The organism is Ensifer sp. SL37 (genome assembly GCF_026672675.1).
GTDB classification, from domain to species: domain Bacteria; phylum Pseudomonadota; class Alphaproteobacteria; order Rhizobiales; family Rhizobiaceae; genus Ensifer; species Ensifer adhaerens.
This window is the reverse complement of the sequence record NZ_JAPPRN010000006.1, coordinates 2,033,444-2,050,001: the sequence shown is the minus strand read 5'-3', so window position 1 is coordinate 2,050,001 and position 16,558 is coordinate 2,033,444. Positions and strand designations below refer to the sequence as shown.

Annotated in this window: 20 protein-coding genes and 1 tRNA gene; 11 read left to right on the top strand and 10 right to left on the bottom strand. The window is 63.0% G+C overall.

All coding sequences use genetic code 11. The features are described from left to right. Positions 1–51 precede the first annotated feature (51 nt). Positions 52–1,044, top strand: coding sequence for a bile acid:sodium symporter family protein (locus OVA00_RS21960; protein ID WP_060604767.1), 993 nt, complete (start codon positions 52–54; stop codon positions 1,042–1,044). Between the two features lie 84 nt (positions 1,045–1,128). Here the strand turns inward: OVA00_RS21960 and OVA00_RS21955 are convergent, their stop codons facing one another. Next, positions 1,129–1,590, bottom strand: coding sequence for an Hsp20 family protein (locus OVA00_RS21955; RefSeq protein ID WP_034786801.1), 462 nt, complete (start codon positions 1,588–1,590; stop codon positions 1,129–1,131). 388 nt (positions 1,591–1,978) lie between these two features. Between OVA00_RS21955 and OVA00_RS21950 the strand changes: the two genes are divergently transcribed. Further along, positions 1,979–2,944, top strand: a complete 966-nt coding sequence (locus tag OVA00_RS21950; protein WP_060604764.1) for an alpha/beta fold hydrolase — start codon at positions 1,979–1,981, stop codon at positions 2,942–2,944. Between the two features lie 113 nt (positions 2,945–3,057). Here the strand turns inward: OVA00_RS21950 and hisN are convergent, their stop codons facing one another. Together hisN and OVA00_RS21940 are read right to left on the bottom strand one after the other, a co-directional pair. After that, on the bottom strand, positions 3,058–3,831 hold the full coding sequence (gene hisN, locus OVA00_RS21945; protein WP_268090354.1) for a histidinol-phosphatase: 774 nt from the start codon (positions 3,829–3,831) through the stop codon (positions 3,058–3,060). Between the two features lie 439 nt (positions 3,832–4,270). Further along, complete coding sequence (locus OVA00_RS21940; RefSeq protein ID WP_060517614.1) at positions 4,271–5,152, bottom strand: N-formylglutamate amidohydrolase; 882 nt, start codon at positions 5,150–5,152, stop codon at positions 4,271–4,273. A gap of 200 nt (positions 5,153–5,352) precedes the next feature. Here OVA00_RS21940 and cpdR1 point away from each other — a divergent pair, with 200 nt between their 5' ends. The 3 genes from cpdR1 to OVA00_RS21925 all read left to right on the top strand — a co-directional run bounded on the left by cpdR1 (position 5,353) and on the right by OVA00_RS21925 (position 7,322). Beyond that, positions 5,353–5,718: a response regulator CpdR1 gene (cpdR1, locus tag OVA00_RS21935; RefSeq protein WP_034786813.1), complete on the top strand. Its 366-nt coding sequence runs from the start codon at positions 5,353–5,355 to the stop codon at positions 5,716–5,718. Positions 5,719–5,978: 260 nt separating this feature from the next. Continuing rightward, positions 5,979–6,053: transfer RNA gene (locus OVA00_RS21930), tRNA-Val, on the top strand. Between the two features lie 576 nt (positions 6,054–6,629). Beyond that, complete coding sequence (locus OVA00_RS21925; RefSeq protein ID WP_034786814.1) at positions 6,630–7,322, top strand: alpha/beta fold hydrolase; 693 nt, start codon at positions 6,630–6,632, stop codon at positions 7,320–7,322. A 91-nt stretch (positions 7,323–7,413) separates the two neighbouring features. Here the strand turns inward: OVA00_RS21925 and OVA00_RS21920 are convergent, their stop codons facing one another. The 4 genes from OVA00_RS21920 to OVA00_RS21905 all read right to left on the bottom strand — a co-directional run bounded on the left by OVA00_RS21920 (position 7,414) and on the right by OVA00_RS21905 (position 9,441). Then, a complete protein-coding gene (locus tag OVA00_RS21920; RefSeq protein ID WP_051659088.1) occupies positions 7,414–7,689 on the bottom strand; it encodes a hypothetical protein in 276 nt (91 codons plus the stop codon). A 33-nt stretch (positions 7,690–7,722) separates the two neighbouring features. Continuing rightward, positions 7,723–7,914, bottom strand: a complete 192-nt coding sequence (locus tag OVA00_RS21915; RefSeq protein ID WP_060530585.1) for a hypothetical protein — start codon at positions 7,912–7,914, stop codon at positions 7,723–7,725. Between the two features lie 85 nt (positions 7,915–7,999). Next, positions 8,000–8,938: a 4-hydroxy-tetrahydrodipicolinate synthase gene (dapA, locus tag OVA00_RS21910; protein ID WP_089044965.1), complete on the bottom strand. Its 939-nt coding sequence runs from the start codon at positions 8,936–8,938 to the stop codon at positions 8,000–8,002. An 11-nt stretch (positions 8,939–8,949) separates the two neighbouring features. Continuing rightward, on the bottom strand, positions 8,950–9,441 hold the full coding sequence (locus OVA00_RS21905; protein WP_060604752.1) for a hypothetical protein: 492 nt from the start codon (positions 9,439–9,441) through the stop codon (positions 8,950–8,952). A gap of 301 nt (positions 9,442–9,742) precedes the next feature. Here OVA00_RS21905 and ilvD point away from each other — a divergent pair, with 301 nt between their 5' ends. Continuing rightward, complete coding sequence (gene ilvD / locus OVA00_RS21900; RefSeq protein WP_034786822.1) at positions 9,743–11,581, top strand: dihydroxy-acid dehydratase; 1,839 nt, start codon at positions 9,743–9,745, stop codon at positions 11,579–11,581. Between the two features lie 160 nt (positions 11,582–11,741). Further along, positions 11,742–12,170, top strand: coding sequence for a lipocalin-like domain-containing protein (locus tag OVA00_RS21895; protein WP_034786824.1), 429 nt, complete (start codon positions 11,742–11,744; stop codon positions 12,168–12,170). 18 nt (positions 12,171–12,188) lie between these two features. Here the strand turns inward: OVA00_RS21895 and OVA00_RS21890 are convergent, their stop codons facing one another. Continuing rightward, complete coding sequence (locus OVA00_RS21890) at positions 12,189–12,593, bottom strand: GFA family protein (protein WP_089044963.1); 405 nt, start codon at positions 12,591–12,593, stop codon at positions 12,189–12,191. 141 nt (positions 12,594–12,734) lie between these two features. Continuing rightward, positions 12,735–13,142, bottom strand: coding sequence for a GFA family protein (locus tag OVA00_RS21885; protein ID WP_089044962.1), 408 nt, complete (start codon positions 13,140–13,142; stop codon positions 12,735–12,737). Between the two features lie 95 nt (positions 13,143–13,237). On the opposite strand from OVA00_RS21885, the gene OVA00_RS21880 reads away from it, so the two are divergent. Further along, positions 13,238–13,711: a MarR family winged helix-turn-helix transcriptional regulator gene (locus OVA00_RS21880; protein WP_034787245.1), complete on the top strand. Its 474-nt coding sequence runs from the start codon at positions 13,238–13,240 to the stop codon at positions 13,709–13,711. A gap of 11 nt (positions 13,712–13,722) precedes the next feature. Here the strand turns inward: OVA00_RS21880 and OVA00_RS21875 are convergent, their stop codons facing one another. Further along, on the bottom strand, positions 13,723–14,169 hold the full coding sequence (locus OVA00_RS21875; protein WP_089044961.1) for a MarR family winged helix-turn-helix transcriptional regulator: 447 nt from the start codon (positions 14,167–14,169) through the stop codon (positions 13,723–13,725). Positions 14,170–14,230: 61 nt separating this feature from the next. Here OVA00_RS21875 and OVA00_RS21870 point away from each other — a divergent pair, with 61 nt between their 5' ends. From OVA00_RS21870 to OVA00_RS21860, 3 genes are all read left to right on the top strand, one after another. Continuing rightward, the gene (locus OVA00_RS21870; RefSeq protein ID WP_034786831.1) at positions 14,231–14,959 is read left to right on the top strand and encodes a DUF899 domain-containing protein; all 729 of its coding nucleotides are present in this window, start codon (positions 14,231–14,233) and stop codon (positions 14,957–14,959) included. A gap of 100 nt (positions 14,960–15,059) precedes the next feature. After that, the gene (locus OVA00_RS21865; protein ID WP_034786833.1) at positions 15,060–15,536 is read left to right on the top strand and encodes a DUF1579 domain-containing protein; all 477 of its coding nucleotides are present in this window, start codon (positions 15,060–15,062) and stop codon (positions 15,534–15,536) included. Positions 15,537–15,665: 129 nt separating this feature from the next. Next, the gene (locus tag OVA00_RS21860) at positions 15,666–16,433 is read left to right on the top strand and encodes a VOC family protein (RefSeq protein ID WP_060581290.1); all 768 of its coding nucleotides are present in this window, start codon (positions 15,666–15,668) and stop codon (positions 16,431–16,433) included. Positions 16,434–16,558: the final 125 nt, after the last annotated feature.

The following is a 16,558-nucleotide window of genomic DNA, read 5'->3' as shown; positions in this document are numbered from 1 at the left end:
TCACAATGAGCGATCCCCGCAAGACGTTCGTTAACGAGCAAGTGAGCTGATATGCGCCGCTACCTTCCCGATACCTTCACGATCCTGCTTCTGGCGACGGTGCTGCTTGCATCCGTCCTGCCGATCCATGGCGAGGCAACCGAATGGTTCGGATTGGCGACGAAGGTGGCTGTCGGAATGGTCTTCTTCCTGCACGGGGCGCGCCTGTCGCGCGACGTGGTGATCGCCGGCATCCTGCATTGGCGCCTGCACCTGACCATCCTTGCCTCGACCTTCGTGCTCTTCCCGCTCATCGGCCTTGCGGTCGGCTTCGTGCCGGATTCGATCCTGCCGCAATCGCTCTATACCGGCATCCTCTTCCTCTGCGTGCTGCCCTCGACGGTGCAGTCGTCGATCGCATTCACCTCCATGGCCGGTGGCAATGTGCCGGCCGCGATCTGCTCGGCGTCGGCCTCCAACATTTTCGGCATGTTCCTGACGCCGCTGCTCGTCGGGTTGCTGTTTTCCGCCGGCGGCCATGGCACCGTCACGCTCGATGCGGTCAAGCAGATCCTGCTGCAGCTGCTTGCCCCCTTCCTCATTGGCCAGATGCTGCAGCCCGTGATCGGCAACTGGATCCGCGCCCGCAAGGGACTGTTGGCGCCGGTCGATCGCGGCTCGATCCTGATGGTCGTCTACCTCGCCTTCAGCCAGGCGGTCACCTCCGGCCTGTGGCAGACGTTTTCTCTGACCGATCTCGGCGTGCTCGTCGTCATCGAAATCGTCATGCTGGCGCTCGTGCTTGCCGTCACCATGTACGGCAGCCGCCTGCTCGGTTTCGACAAGGCCGACGAGATCGCCATCACCTTCTGCGGCTCGAAGAAGAGCCTTGCGAGCGGCGTCCCCATGGCAAGCGCCATCTTCGCCGGCCAGAACATCGGCGCGATCGTGCTGCCCGTCATGCTGTTCCACCAGATCCAGCTGATGGCCTGCGCGGTGATTGCCCAGCGTTATGCAGCAAGGAAAGCGGCTGCTTCCGCCATGCCGGTACCGGCCCAGCCCTGATTGATCCGACAACAAAAAACGGCGCCCGTAGAGGACGCCGTTTTTTGTGGGAGGTCTGTTTCATGCCCTGTTCGGGCGTGATGTTCAGAGGGTCTGAGCCTCGATCTGCTTCGGCTGCGATGCGACCGACGCGATCTCGATCCGGCGGGGTTTGGCGGCTTCCGGGATCTCGCGGGTAAGATCGATGTGCAGCAAGCCATTCTTCAGCGAAGCGGACTTGATCTCCACGTGATCGGCGAGCTGGAAGCGGCGCTCGAAGGCGCGCTTGGCAATGCCGCGATGGAGAAACTGGCTTTCTTCGCCCTTGTCCTCGGCCTTTTCGCCCTTGACCGTCAGCGTGTGTTCACGCGCCTCGATCGAAAGCTCGCTCTCGTCGAAACCGGCAACGGCCATGGTGATGCGGTAGGCATTTTCGCCGGTGCGCTCGATGTTGTAGGGCGGATAGGTCTGGGCTTCACCCGGCTGGCCGAGGCTGTCGAGCATGGTGAACAGGCGGTCGAATCCGACGGTCGAGCGGTAAAGGGGAGAGAAATCGAAGTGACGCATGGTGTCCTCCTTGGAGCAACTTTTGCGATGTCTGGTCGGCCACCCCATTCTGGCAGTGGCAGGACCGGTGAACGGACCCGTCTTCGGCGCCCGTGACCCTGATTTGGGGAGGCGATTTGACGACTTCAAGACGCCCCCGCCGACGATTTTTCCGTGAACCCGACATGAACGCCGGCTTCGGCTTCCGTTCAGCCCGGCGGGACTAAAACGAAATCCTGGGCCGCAACGCCCAGGCTGAAGTGACATGTCCCTTCCCCTTCAGCGGCCGGAAACGGTGATCGTCCGGATTTCACCCACCGTTTCCGGCTTTTTTCTTTGACGGCGAAGACCCTGCCGCCTATCCCTTGATGCTACCGATCAACACGCTTTCACCTCCGGCCACGACCCCATGACCTCGATCCTCCACGCGACACCGGACAATCCGATCCCGGACAATCATGTCGCTGGCTTTTTCGATGGCATCGGCGGCCGCAAGATCCGCTATGCAATCTTCAAGACGAAGCAGCCGGTGGCGCGCGGCACGGTCGTTCTGCTGCAGGGCCGCAACGAATCGATCGAGAAGTACTTCGAGACGATTGCTGATCTGACTGCGGCCGGCCTCTGGGTCGCCACCTTCGACTGGCGCGGCCAGGCCGGCTCCGAGCGGCTGCTGGCGCACCCCGGACGCGGTTATGTCGACCACTTTTCCGACTATGAGCGCGACCTCAGCACCTTCCTCGAACAGATCGTGCTGCCCGATACCCGCCTGCCCTTCTCGATCGTCGCCCATTCCATGGGCGCTCTCGTTGCCCTCTCCCTCGCCCCGATGCTGGCAAGCCGCATCGATCGGCTTGTAGTGCTCGCACCCTTCGTCGGCCTTGGCGGCCAGGCGCTCGGCGAAAAGAGCATCGCGACGGTTGCGACCTTCATGCGGCTGGTCGGCCTCGGCGCCCTGCCGGCACACCCCGACAAGGGCAACCGCCCCTTCGAAAACAACGTGCTGACGGCCGATCGCCGCCGCTACGCCCGCAACATCGCGCTAACCGATGCGCATCCGGAACTGAGGCTCGGGCCCCCGACGGCGCGCTGGCTGAGCGAGGCTTTCCACGCCATGCGCCGGGTCATCCGCCGCGAGCATCTGACCCGCATCACCCTGCCGACGATCATCCTGGCGCCGACGGCCGATCGGCTGGTACCCCATATCGCCGTCGAATGGCTGGCGCGCAATTTCCGCGCCGCCCAGATGATCCCGATCGACGGCGCCCGACACGAGCTGCTGCACGAGGCGGACCGCTACCGCGCCCAGGCGATGGCGGCGATCCTCGCCTTCGTCATCCCCGAAGAAGGCGACGCGCGCGAAACCACCGCCGCCTGAAGCAAGCGGTCGCTCGCGCTACACAGCGCCGCACGTCCTATCAGACGCGCAAAGGTCACTGTAACACGTTGATTTTACGGATGTCTGGACCGCCGCGCGAGGCGCAGGGCGCATCAGCCCTTCAGGATTTCCAGCGCCTGCGCGTGCAGTTCGGCATTGCTGGCAGCAATAACTTCGCCGCCCATTTCCGCCGGACCGCCCTGCCAGTTGGTGACGATGCCGCCGGCCTGCTCGATCAGAGGGATGAGCCCGCCGACATCATAGGGCTTCAGCCCGCATTCGATTACCAGATCGACATGGCCGGCGGCCAGAAGTGCGAATGCGTAGCAATCGCAGCCGTAGCGGAACAGACGCACCTTGCTTTGCACCGTCTCATAGCGGGTCTTGAGATCGCCGGAATAGAGATGCGGCGAGGTGGTGAAAAGCACCGCGTCGTCAAGCGATCTGCAGGCGCGGGTCGAAAGCACCTGCTCGCCACCCGGCCCGCGGTAGACCGATTTCGTGCCGTCGGCGAAATAGCGCTCGCCGGTGAAAGGCTGGTCCATCAGGCCCATGACCGCATCGCCATTGCGATAGAGGCCGACCAGCGTGCCCCAGACCGGCAAGCCGGAAATGAAGGCGCGCGTGCCGTCGATCGGGTCGATGACCCAGACATACTCGCGGTCGAGGCCAATATTGCCGTACTCTTCGCCAAGAATGCCATGGTCCGGGAAATGCGCCTCGATCAGCGCGCGGATCGCCGCTTCCGCCGATTGGTCCGCTTCCGTTACCGGATCGAAGCCGCTCTCCAGCTTGTTGACCACGCTGGTCCCGATCCGAAAGCGCGGCAGGGTTTCCGCCTTGGCGGCATCTGCAAGGCGATCGAAGAAGGCGCGGTCAGGCAACATGGCGATCTCTCTGAAAAACATGGAGGAAGGTACGTCCTGCATAGACGAAATTTGTCGAAAGGCAAACGACCGAGCACGCCCACCTGCGGGCGTCGTCGGCGTCAGGGCCGGAGCATTTCGCACTGCACCACGACCGCTTCGCACTTCAAACGCGACTTTGGAGAATTCAATCGGTTGATTCGCCATTTCTGGCTGAAAAACTTTTGACGCGACGCAAAAGTTTTCACCAGCAAACTTGACATTTGTGCAGTGCAATATTATGGTTTTCCTACAGTCACCTGTGACTGTAAATACCCTCCTTGGGTGTTTCCTCCCTAGACTTGACCGCGCCGTTGGCGCGGTTTTTTTTGAACCTCCCCGACAGCAAAATACCAAGCGTCGCCAGTACCTTGCTGGACGCCATCCCGCTTTGCCGGTTGTTCCTGGTTTTTGGGAAAGGCTACTCGGCCGCCAGCGGCAGGTAAGCGCCGTAGTCCTCGACGTGGCGGGCAAGCGAGCCGATGAAGGTCGTGAGATCGGCAACCAGCGCACCGAAGCCAGGTTTGCGCACCAGCGTCGCCTCGTCGACATAGAGCGCCCGGTTGATCTCGATCTGCAGCGCATGCAGCCCGCGCGTCGGTCGGCCGTAATGCTCGGTGATGAAGCCGCCGGCATAGGGCTTGTTGCGCACGACGCTGTAGCCGAGCTGCTGCAGCAGATCAACCGCAGCGCGCGAAAGCTCACCGGCAGCACTGGTACCGTAACGGTCGCCGATGATGAAGTCGGGCCGCTGGGCGCTGCCCGGCAGATGCACATTGCCCGGCATAGAGTGGCAGTCGATCAGCACCGAGAGGCCGAACTGCACGTGTGTGCGCGCGATCAGCTTGCGCAAGGTGGCGTGATAGGGCTTGTAGATCGTCTCGATCCGCGTCAGCGCGTCCTCGACCGGGAACCGTCCACGATAGATTTCCATGTTCTCGGCCACCAGCCGCGGGATCGTTCCGAGCCCGCCTGCGACGCGCATCGAGCTGATGTTGGCATGCGGCGGTAGCGGCCCGTCGAACATGCGCGGATCGAGTTCGTATGGCTCGCGGTTGACGTCGAGGAAGGCGCGCGGGAAATGCGCAAGCAGCATCGGCGCGCCGAGGAACGTCGCGTTCTGGAACAGCTCATCGACATAGTGGTCTTCCGACCGGCGAATCGAAAGCGCGTCGAGCCTGGACTGGTCGAGAAAACTCTGGGGATAGGAGCGGCCGCTGTGCGGCGAATTGAACACAAAGGGAATGCGCTGGATTGGAGGTTCAAGGACCTCGAACAGTTCCCTCTCCGCAATTTCCCCCATCTGAACCCTTTTTTACCATATGCGGTACTTGCAATTGTCATCATGTTGCCAGTTGGCCCGCTCTGTGTCCATAGTGGCCAATCACAGCATCCCGGGGAATTGACGTCCCGCGTTCACGAGATATTTACCGCGTTGCGGTTTGGATAAAACGCCGCAATCTACGCGCAATGAACTGAATAAAGAGAAGCACGGCCCAATTCATGACTGCGAAAATCCTTCTTGCCGAAGACGACAACGACATGCGCCGGTTCCTGGTGAAGGCGCTGGAAAAGGCCGGCTACAAGGTCATGTCCTATGACAACGGCGCCAGCGCTTACGACCGGCTTCGCGAGGAACCGTTCTCGCTCCTTTTGACCGACATCGTCATGCCTGAGATGGACGGCATCGAACTGGCGCGGCGCGCGACGGAACTCGACCCGGACCTCAAGGTCATGTTCATCACCGGCTTTGCCGCCGTTGCGCTCAACCCCGACAGCAAGGCGCCGAAGGATGCCAAGGTGCTGTCCAAGCCCTTCCACCTGCGTGACCTCGTCGACGAGGTCAACAAGATGCTGGCTGCTGCCTGATCAAGTCAGTTTTCCACAGGCGCGACGTCCCGCGACTGTAAAGAATGCGACTTAGAACCGACCGCCGCGATCCACAGGGATCTCCGGCGGTCTTTTCGTTTCAATACCTTAGCGGAAACCCAGCAAATCCGGCGTCTTGCCGGTGTCTCATCGACGCCGCCCCCATGGGGAAAATCACCGCCTCTAAATTTCTGTCAAAAAACCTTCGAAAACCCTATTGACGCGACAACGGCTTTTGTGGTCTATGCGCCACATCGGATGGGCGTGTAGCTCAGCGGGAGAGCACTACGTTGACATCGTAGGGGTCACAAGTTCGATCCTTGTCACGCCCACCATTCGAATTCAAAGGCCTTTCGAGAAATCGAAAGGCCTTTTTCGTTTCCCTCGATTTCTTCCTGGCAGCAACAGACGAACGGCCAGCTCGCCGCGGCCTTGGTCAAAACGCTGTGCGCCAAGTTGCCCACAGCCAACGCTCAGACTTTGGTCCGACGGGGGCCGGCAAAGGTCCGGGGCGCATTGTCGAATCGGCTTCGCAGTGACTTGATGCCGATGCGCCCGGAAGCACAGCCCGCCTCCTGGGCGCAACCGGTCCCAGAGCGATGCCCCGTAGCCCCAATACGCCGCTCTGGGACCCCGTCTTCTCCTCATCCTGTCGCCATCGGCCTGCCATCGCGGCCACCGCCTGCGGGGACGCGCAGGGTTGGTCTTCCGTCACGAAAATTTGTGGTTTGCGTCATGGAACGCACGCCTTCCCGCCCTAATTTACGTCCGCAATCTCAACGCCTTGCCATGCGCCAGGCGCAAAGCAAGGGAACCCACCAAAACCGACGACGGGCAGCATGCCTCGCCTCACCACGAGCGAGTGTGATGCCGAACCGAGCACCTCTCCATTCGAGCGAAAGGAACTGATCATGCCGGCAGTCAAGAACATCGTGCTTGTGCACGGCGCCTGGGGCGATGCCTCCCACTGGCGCCACGTCATTCCGCCGCTCCACGCCAAGGGCTACAGAATTGCCGCGGTTCAGAACCCGCTGACCTCGCTTGCCGACGACGTCGAGCGCACCCGCAAGCTGGCCGAATCGCTCGAGGGCCCGACCCTGCTCGTCGGCCACTCCTATGGTGGTGCTGTTATCAGCGGCGCCGGTCATGCGGCCAACGTCGTCGGGCTCGTCTATGTCGCGGCCTTCGCGCCGGATGAAGGCGACAGCCTCGGCAGCATCTTTGCAAGGCGCGAGCCGCCATCCGGCGCCGCCAGCATCCGTCCCGACAAGGACGGCTTCCTCTGGCTGGCGCAGGATACGTTCCGTGAGAGTTTCGGCCAGGACCTGAGCGAGACCGAAGCACTGGTCATGGCGGTCGCACAGAAACCGATCGCCGGGCGTTGCTTCGAGGACAAGGCCGGGGCTCCCGCCTGGAAGACGAAGCCCAGTTGGTACCAGGTCTCGCGCCACGACCACATGATCCCGCCGGAAACCGAACAATGGATGGCCGAGCGCATTAAGGCGAAGAAGATCATCACGCTCGATGCCAGCCACGCCTCCCTTGCCTCGCACGCCAAGGAGATCGTGGCGCTGATCGACGAGGCGATCGCTTCGCTCGGCTGACCGTCCGCCAGCGCGGCGCCCCGACAAGAGAAAACCCCGCCAGCGCCGAGCTGGTGGGGTTTCTTCCTTACGCCTGCATCAGGATGCGGCGTCAGGCATAGGCGCCGCGCCGGCGCTGTCGCATGGCCCTCGGCCGGCGCGAAAACGTATCAAGATCGATGGCCGCCCCTTCCGGCGCGCGGCACACCTCCTCCGGATGCCGGTCGCTCGCTTCGACGGCGAAATGGATTGCGGCGCTCTCATTGGTAAAGAGGCCGCCGACGAGACCCTTGCGGTCGGATACGACCCACCAGCCGTGCCGGTCGCGGCCGACGACGAAACGCGCGCGCGCCAGGAAACCACGACGGATCTGCTGCATACTGCCCATGATCGAACAATCCTTGTTGACGAAAGCGAAGCCTTAGCCGGCAATCCACGGAAGTGCGGCCTGGATGCCGTAGGCAAGGCCGAGGACGACGGCGAGCCTGATGCCGATGCCGAGAAAGGCATCGCGAACGGCGCTGTCCCTGGGCGGAAGGCGCTCAGCGCGCTCGCTGCTTTCGACGCGCCGGCGCTCAGCGGCGCGCGCGGCAAGATGGGGGAAACGGGACATGGTCTTTCCTTTCGGGTGAGATGGATGCGGACGGCGGGAGCCGCCGCGGCAATCGGGCACGACAGATCCGTGCGAGGACGAACCGTCAGCCAGCAAGCGCGATGCGCACCCCGCGGCCGATCTGGGTGGAGGCTGGAAGCTCGGTCAGCGGTTCGAGCGCCGCGCGGATCTCGGCCGCCGTCTCCGGCGCCACCTGCGTCAACGGCAGACGCACCTCCGGGCTGAGCGCCCGCACCAGGTGCAATGCGTATTTCACCGGCCCCGGATTGGTCTCGCGCTCGAGCGCCGTGAGCAGCGGGCGGAGCCGCTCATGAAGGGCGAGCGCCGCTGCGACATTTCCGGTCGTGACAGCCTGGTGCATGGCGACCACCAGCCGCGGCACGACATTGGACGCCACCGAGATAGTGCCGTGACCGCCGCAGAGATTGAACGGCAGCGCCGTCTGGTCGTGACCCGAGAGCTGCATGAGTCTGGCCTTGAGGGCTGGCGACGAAGACTGGAAGCGACCGACGTCGCCGGTGGCATCCTTGATGCCGACGACATTTTGAAGCTCCGCCAGCCGCTCGATCGTCCGCGCGGCGAGATCGACCCCGGTGCGCGAGGGCACATTGTAGATGATGATGGGAAGATCCACCGCCCGGGCGACCGCCTCGAAGTGGCGATAGAGCCCCTCCTGCGAAGGCTTGCTGTAATAGGGCGCAACGACGAGCGCCGCGTCGGCGCCGAGCGTCCTGGCTTCCGCCGTCAGTTCGATCGTCGTCGCAGTACTGTTGGTGCCGGTTCCGGCGATAACCGGGATCTTGCGTTCCGCCACCTCGACGCAGCGTTCGATCACCATGGCCCGTTCCGCCCGCGAGAGCGTCGGCGCCTCGCCGGTGGTGCCGCAGGCGACGATGCCGGAAATGCCGTGTCGGATCTGCCATTCCACGAGCGACATCAGGCCGACGACATCAACCTTGCCGTCCCGGAACGGTGTGACGAGCGCCGTGATCGCGCCTTCGAGGCGCAGCGAATGTATGTTCATGGAAATATCCTTCAGGTGGGAAGTTGGCCACGGCCGGCAGCAGCCGCAAGCTGATGGCCGCGGCAGGAGCGCAGGAAGGCGCCAAGGATCGCCGCGGCAAGGTCGGCATGCCGTGCCTTGAAGGTGATGCGGCCGGCTCCGGGTGGCTGATAGCGCAGCGCGCAGGTCCACAGCCCGAACTCGTGACTGAGCGTTCGAAGGCACAGTTTCGCTTCGGTCGCCGACGTCAGGTGAATGACGGCATCGACCAGTGCATCGGCGGCCATCAGTTCACGGTACCGACGCGACGGCCATTCTCCAGCCGCCAGATCCGGCAGGTCCGCGATCACCCGCACCGCCTCCCAGACATGGTGCTCGCGCAGGCGGCGAACGGCGGTGAGCCGCAGCATGAGCGCATCGAGCGCCTCCGGAGCCCTTTCGCCACCGGTGAGCTCAGGGCCCGCATCGACCTCGCGTAGAGCCCCGGGCAAATGACGGTGGATGTTGAAATCCTGGAGAGACATGGCACGCATCCCTATTCGATGCGGCAAGGCTAGACCCGTCAGGCGTCCAGTTTCGATTGCGACTTCAGGCGCTCGACATAAGATTTCCGTAAAGCGCTTCGGCGGGTGTTGTCCAAGGCGCCGGCCGCGGTCTAGATTTGATTTCCGAAGCGGCGAAAGCCTGGCGCGACAGCGCGCGCAGCGTCGAAATAATCTGACGCAAAAGATGACGCGCGCGCAATTTTGCGCTAGGTAGCCCCTTCGGTGGCGATCAGGGATCGCCATTCCCGAGCAATACCCCTTGTCCGTGAAGGAACATGCCATGCCTGCCTATCGCTCACGTACCACCACCCACGGCCGCAACATGGCCGGTGCCCGCGGCCTCTGGCGCGCGACGGGCATGAAGGACAGCGATTTTGGCAAGCCGATTATTGCGGTGGTGAACTCGTTCACCCAGTTCGTGCCCGGCCACGTGCACCTTAAGGATCTTGGCCAGCTCGTCGCCCGCGAGATCGAGGCTGCCGGCGGCGTCGCCAAGGAATTCAACACCATCGCCGTCGACGACGGCATCGCCATGGGTCACGACGGCATGCTCTATTCGTTGCCGTCGCGCGAAATCATCGCCGATAGCGTCGAGTACATGGTCAACGCCCACTGCGCCGACGCCATGGTCTGCATCTCCAACTGCGACAAGATCACGCCCGGCATGCTGATGGCGGCGCTGCGCCTCAACATCCCCGCCGTCTTCGTTTCCGGCGGCCCGATGGAAGCCGGCAAGGTCGTGCTGCACGGCAAGACGCATGCACTCGACCTGGTCGACGCCATGGTCGCCGCAGCCGACGACAACGTCTCGGACGAGGACGTCAAGGTCATCGAACGCTCGGCCTGCCCGACCTGCGGCTCTTGCTCCGGCATGTTCACCGCCAACTCGATGAACTGTCTGACCGAAGCGCTCGGCCTGTCGCTGCCCGGCAACGGCTCGACGCTCGCCACCCACGCCGACCGCAAGCGCCTCTTCGTCGAGGCCGGCCACCTGGTCGTCGATCTCGCCCGCCGCTATTACGAGCAGGAAGACGAGAACGTGCTGCCGCGCAAGGTCGCCTCGAAGAAGGCGTTTGAAAACGCCATGGCGCTCGATATCGCCATGGGCGGTTCGACCAACACCGTGCTGCACATTCTCGCCGCCGCCCATGAGGGCGAGGTCGATTTCACCATGGCGGATATCGACCGCCTGTCGCGCAAGGTTCCCTGCCTGTCGAAGGTCGCTCCGGCGAAAAGCGACGTGCACATGGAAGACGTGCACCGTGCCGGCGGCATCATGTCGATCCTCGGCGAACTCGAGAAGGGCGGCCTCATCAACCGCGATTGCCCGACGGTCCACAGCGCCACGCTCGGCGACGCCATCGACCGCTGGGACATCACCCGCACGACCAGCGAAACCGTTCGCAACTTCTTCCGCGCGGCACCGGGCGGCATCCCGACCCAGGTGGCCTTCAGCCAGGAAGCGCGCTGGGACGAGCTCGACACCGACCGCGAAAAGGGCGTCATCCGCTCGGTCGAACATCCCTTCTCCAAGGATGGCGGCCTCGCCGTCTTGAAGGGCAACATCGCGATCGACGGCTGCATCGTGAAGACCGCGGGCGTCGACGAGAGCATCCTGAAGTTCTCCGGCCCGGCCCGCGTCTTCGAAAGCCAGGATGCGTCGGTCAAGGCGATCCTCGGCAACGAGATCAAGGCCGGCGACGTCGTCGTCATCCGCTATGAAGGCCCCAAGGGCGGCCCGGGCATGCAGGAAATGCTCTATCCGACGAGCTACCTGAAATCGAAGGGCCTCGGCAAAGCCTGCGCGCTGATCACCGACGGCCGCTTCTCCGGTGGCACCTCGGGCCTGTCGATCGGCCACGTTTCGCCGGAAGCGGCCAATGGCGGCACGATCGGCCTGGTGCGCGAAGGCGACATGATCGACATCGACATCCCGAACCGCACGATCAGCCTGCGCGTCGACGAGGCGGAACTTAGCCGTCGCCGCACTGAGCAGGACGCCCAGGGCTGGAAGCCGACCGAACAGCGCAAGCGCAAGGTGACGACGGCACTCAAGGCCTATGCCGCCTTTGCCACCTCCGCCGACCGCGGTGCTGTGCGCGACCTCGGCGAACACTGACCAGCTACGTTCGGGCTGCGCCCGAGCGGCGCAAGAAACAACGAAGGGCTCCCGCGCGTCGGGGGCCCTTTTCTTTGATCTCATCCTAGGGATCGGCCCGGCTTTGCCGGACAGGAAGCATCTGCTATTTTAGTTTACCCTAAAATCAAACAGGTGGGTCATGGCGGACGAGTCTGGATTGCTCGGCACCTGGAAGATGCTTTCCTGGACGCGCGAGGTCGTCGCCACTGGCGAGGTCACCGATGCCATGGGCCCTGATCCTATCGGCTATCTCTCGTACTTTCCCGATGGCCGGATGACCGCCGTTGTGGTGAAACGCGATCGACCGCAGCTCAAAGGACTCGTGCCGTCTCACGACGAAAAAGCGGCACTGTTTGATTCCATGCTCGCCTATTCCGGCTCCTATTCGCTCAAGGACGGCCGGATCATCCATCATGTCGAGGCAAGCTGGAACCCGGCCTGGGGCGTCTCCGACCTGATCCGCCCCTTTGTCCTGCAAGGGGATAAGCTGGTGATCTACGGCGCGCCGGGCGTGGACCCGGCAACCGGCGAGGAGGTCATCTACCACCTCGAATTTCGCAAGATGTAACCAGCTTCGCTGTGGGCTTCAGAGGTGACGGGTCTCGGCTGGCGCGTGGAACCAGTTGTTGTTGCGCCCGTCCATGTACTGCACCGGTGCTTCGGCCAGCACCGCCGGATCGAGGTCGTCGAGGCAGGCGAGGTTGACGGAGTAATAGGCGCCGCCAATCTCCTCGATATAGCCGTGGCCGAAGGCGGCAACGCCGCAGGTCCTGCAGAAGCGGTGATGCACACTGTTGCTGCCGAACTGGTAGTCGGCGATATTGGCTTCGTCGCACTGCAGCCGGAAGGCGTCGGGCTTCACGACCGCCCCCCAGTAGCGCCGCTTCCAGCAAATCGAACAGTTGCATTTGCCGGTGCCGGCATCGAGGTCGATGTCGGCCTCATAGCGGATGTTTCCGCAATGGCAGCTTCCCTTATAGGTCAGTTTCATACCCGTCGCTCCTGCGTGGCGGGCCAGGCAGGCCCCCTATTGCCGCCCACCCGGCAGGCGATATGCTGCCAGGTGAAACTCATGCAGTCCATATGCCATATTGACAACATATTGTCAAATAGGAGCAAGATCTCGCACGCGTCAGAGATGACGGAATTCGGCAGGCGTTTCATCCCAGCGGTCGTTCCGGCCATCCAGATATTGCACCGACACCTTAGCCAGGACCGTCGGATCGACATCGTCCAGCGTTGCGACATTGATGCTGCAATAGGCGCCGCCGAGTTCCTCGACATAACCATGGCTATAGGAGGCGATGCCGCAGGCAGGGCACAAGCGGTGGTTGCCAACCTTGGCGCCAAACTGATAGAGCCCAACCTGATCTTCCGGTGACAGGAGGCGAAAATCCTCCGACTTGACCTGTGCACCCCAGTAGCGGGCCTTGCCACAGAACGAGCAATTGCATCGCGTCGTCCCCGCATCGAGATCGAAAGTCGCTTCGTATCTGACCTTGCCGCAATGGCAACCGCCGCTGTAAGTCCTTCTCGCCATGCTCTCATCTCCCTTGCTAAATTGACTTGCTGAAACGACCGCATCATGACAACATGATGTCATACAAACATTCACACGACGGTGGTGCTGTCAACATGAAAGATCCCGATCGGACACCCGCCGGAGACGCCTTTGCGGAGTTCGCCATATCGGTACTGCGGCTAGCGGGCCCGCTGACGCAGGCCGGCGACGCACTCGCCAAACCTTCCGGACAGACGAGCGCCCGCTGGCAGGTGCTGGCCGCGGCAAACCATGCGCCGATGTCGGTTGCCGATGCGGCACGCGCGCTCGGCCTTGCGCGCCAGGGGGTGCAGCGCATCGCCGATCTCTTGGAGGCCGAAGGGCTGATCGCCTACAGGGACAACCCGACCCACCAGAGGGCAAAGCTCATGGTTCTGACTGCGGCGGGAGAAACGGCACTGCACGACATCAAGGAGCGGCAGGCGGCCTGGGCGGACGGCCTGGGCGGCGCACTCGGCGAACGACGGCTGCGGCAGGCCTCTGCCTTGATCGCCGAGGTGATCGAGGTGCTCAAGGAACGCCCCGCGCCAGAGCCGTCCGAGGACTGACCGGCCGCCCGTCAAGCCAGCCTTAAGAGATCGGCACGCAGGCGGTCCGAACCGCCGTTATCGAGCACCGGATCGAGCGCCTCATGCAGGTTCCGCCAGATCGGCACGGCGCGCGCCAGCAGCGCCTGCCCTTCGGTCGTCAGCCGCAATCGCCGCGACCGCCGGTCGTCGGCATCCGGGAAGCTTTCGACCAGGCCGCGCCGTTCCAGCGGCTTCAACGCCGCCGTCAAGGTCGTCCGGTCCATGGCGAGAAGCGACGCCACCGAGCCCATATTGGGCGGCGCCGGGCGGTTGAGCGACATCAGGAGAGAGAACTGTCCGTTGGTGATATCGAGCGGGCGCAGCGCCTCGTCGAACCGGCGGGCAATGGCGCGCGCTGCGCGTTGCACATGCAGGCAGAGGCAGGTGTCCTTCACATGCAGGGTAGTGTCGAACGAAACAAGCGGCATTTTTGACATGCCCGATTAATGTTGATATCAACGTAAATAGTCAAGTGCAACGTTGGAAGGAGGAACGGGCATGAGACAGGATCACGCAGTGGTATCGCCTGGAGAGTGGCTGAAAGCGCGCAAAGATCTGCTTGCGCTGGAAAAGGAACACACCCACGCACGCGACAAGGTCAATGCCGCCCGGCTGGCCTTGCCCTGGGTGAAGATGGAAAAGACCTACGTCTTCGATACGCGGGCGGGCCGCAAATCCCTGTCCGAGCTTTTCGACGGCCGCAGCCAGCTCATGGTCTACCATTTCATGTTCGGCCCCACCTGGGAGGCCGGTTGCCCCGGCTGCTCCTTCCTGGTCGATCACTTCGCCGGCATGCTGCCGCACCTCAACCATCATGACGTGACGCTGGTCGCCGCATCGAACGCGCCGCTCGCAAAGATCGAAACCTACAAGAAACGCATGGAGTGGGATTTCCCCTGGGTCTCGGCGGAAGGCAACGGCTTCAACCATGACTTCCACGTGGCCTTTTCGCCAGACGAGCTCGCAAGCGGCAAGGTCGGGTACAACTTCACCGACATAGAAAGCGCCAATGCGCATGAGGAACTGCCCGGTCTCAGCGCCTTCCAGAAGGGCGAGGACGGCACGATCTACCACACCTATTCGTCCTATGCCCGCGGGCTCGAAGAACTCGTGGGCACACTGATGCTGCTCGACCGCGCACCCAAGGGGCGCAACGAGGACGGGACCATGAGCTTCGTTCGCCGCCACGACGAATATGATCGGGAGCCCGGACGCAAGGCGGGCTGAGGTCCGCATCCCGGCGGACGGAACTTTTCGCCCGCAAAATCGTTTTGAGAACGCTCGCGTGCCGGGCCGAACGTCTGCGCCCGGTCAAGAAGGAAATCCCGTGAGAGCAGAACCGGAAGAAGCGCACCGCTGGCTCGAGCAATTGCTGGGCGACTGGCACGTTCGCGCGGCCGGCTCCGATGGCGAGCCCGATGGCAGTGGCCCCTGGACCGAGCATGTCCGGTCACTCGAAGGCCTCTGGATCGTCTGCGAGGGTCAGGGAACGATGCCGGGCGGCAGTTTCGGCCAGACGCTGATGACGCTCGGCTTCAATCCGCAGACAAAACGTTACGTCGGCACCTGGGTCGGTTCGATGATGAGCCACATGTGGATCTATGACGGAGAACTGGACGCGGACGGCACGTCCCTCTCCCTCTACTGCGAGGGGCCAGATTTCGAAAACCCCGGCAGGACCATGCGCTACCGCGACGTCATCACGCTTGCCGGGCCATCCCGTCGGCTGCTGACGGCGCAGGCGCAGACAGCGGACGGAAACTGGAAAGACTTGATGACGGCGGAATACCTACGTCGGGATTGAAAGCCGCGCTGACGACGGCCTTGGCTGTTCGGCCATGCATCATGTCAGGCTGACCCGACAACAGTTCATTCGAACAGGCAAACAAGTGGCGCCAGATACGCCGCGCCAGAGCAAAACCGGAGGAAGGCAATGGCAGATCACGGCAAATTCGTTTGGTACGAACTGATGACCACCGACATGGCGGCCGCCGAGACGTTCTACAAGGACGTGGTCGGCTGGGCCGCCAGCGATGCCGGCATGGCCGGCATCAGCTACACGCTGTTCAACGTCGGCGAGATTCCGGTGGCGGGATTGATGACCATGCCGGAAGGCGCGCTCGAAATGAACGTGCCGCCCGCCTGGCTCGGCTATGTCGGCGTCGACGATGTCGACGTGAGCGCCGCCAGCATCACCGCCAAGGGCGGCAAGGTGCACCGGGCGCCGGACGATATCCCGGGGATAGGGCGCTTCGCCGTGGTCACCGATCCGCACGGCGCGGTCTTCTCGATCTTCAAGGGTACGGGCGATCCGCCGCCGGTTACCGACCCGATGGCCCCCGGACTGATCGGCTGGCACGAGCTTGCCTCGGGCGACCTCGACACCGCCTTTCCCTTCTATTCCGAACTCTTCGGCTGGACGAAGGACCAGGGCATGGACATGGGCGAAATGGGCATCTACCAGATCTTCGCCCATGGCGGCGCCCCGATCGGCGGGATGATGACCAAGCCGAAGGAAGTGCCCGCGCCTTACTGGCTCTACTACATCAACGTACCGGCCATCGATGCCGCCATCGAACGCATCAAGGCTGGCGGCGGCAAGATCGTGCTGGAGCCGATGGAGGTCCCCGGAGGCGCCTGGATCGTTCAGGCGCTCGACCCGCAGGGCGCCCTCTTCGCACTGGTCGGGCCGAAGCGCTGAGACGACTGCATGTCTCCTTAAATCGTCCTCGACGTAAGGGAACAGACTTGCAGAAAATCAAAGTGTTACAGCGACCTTAGCCCGTCTGATAAGACGCGCGGCGCTTTAGGCCGCAGCACAGATCA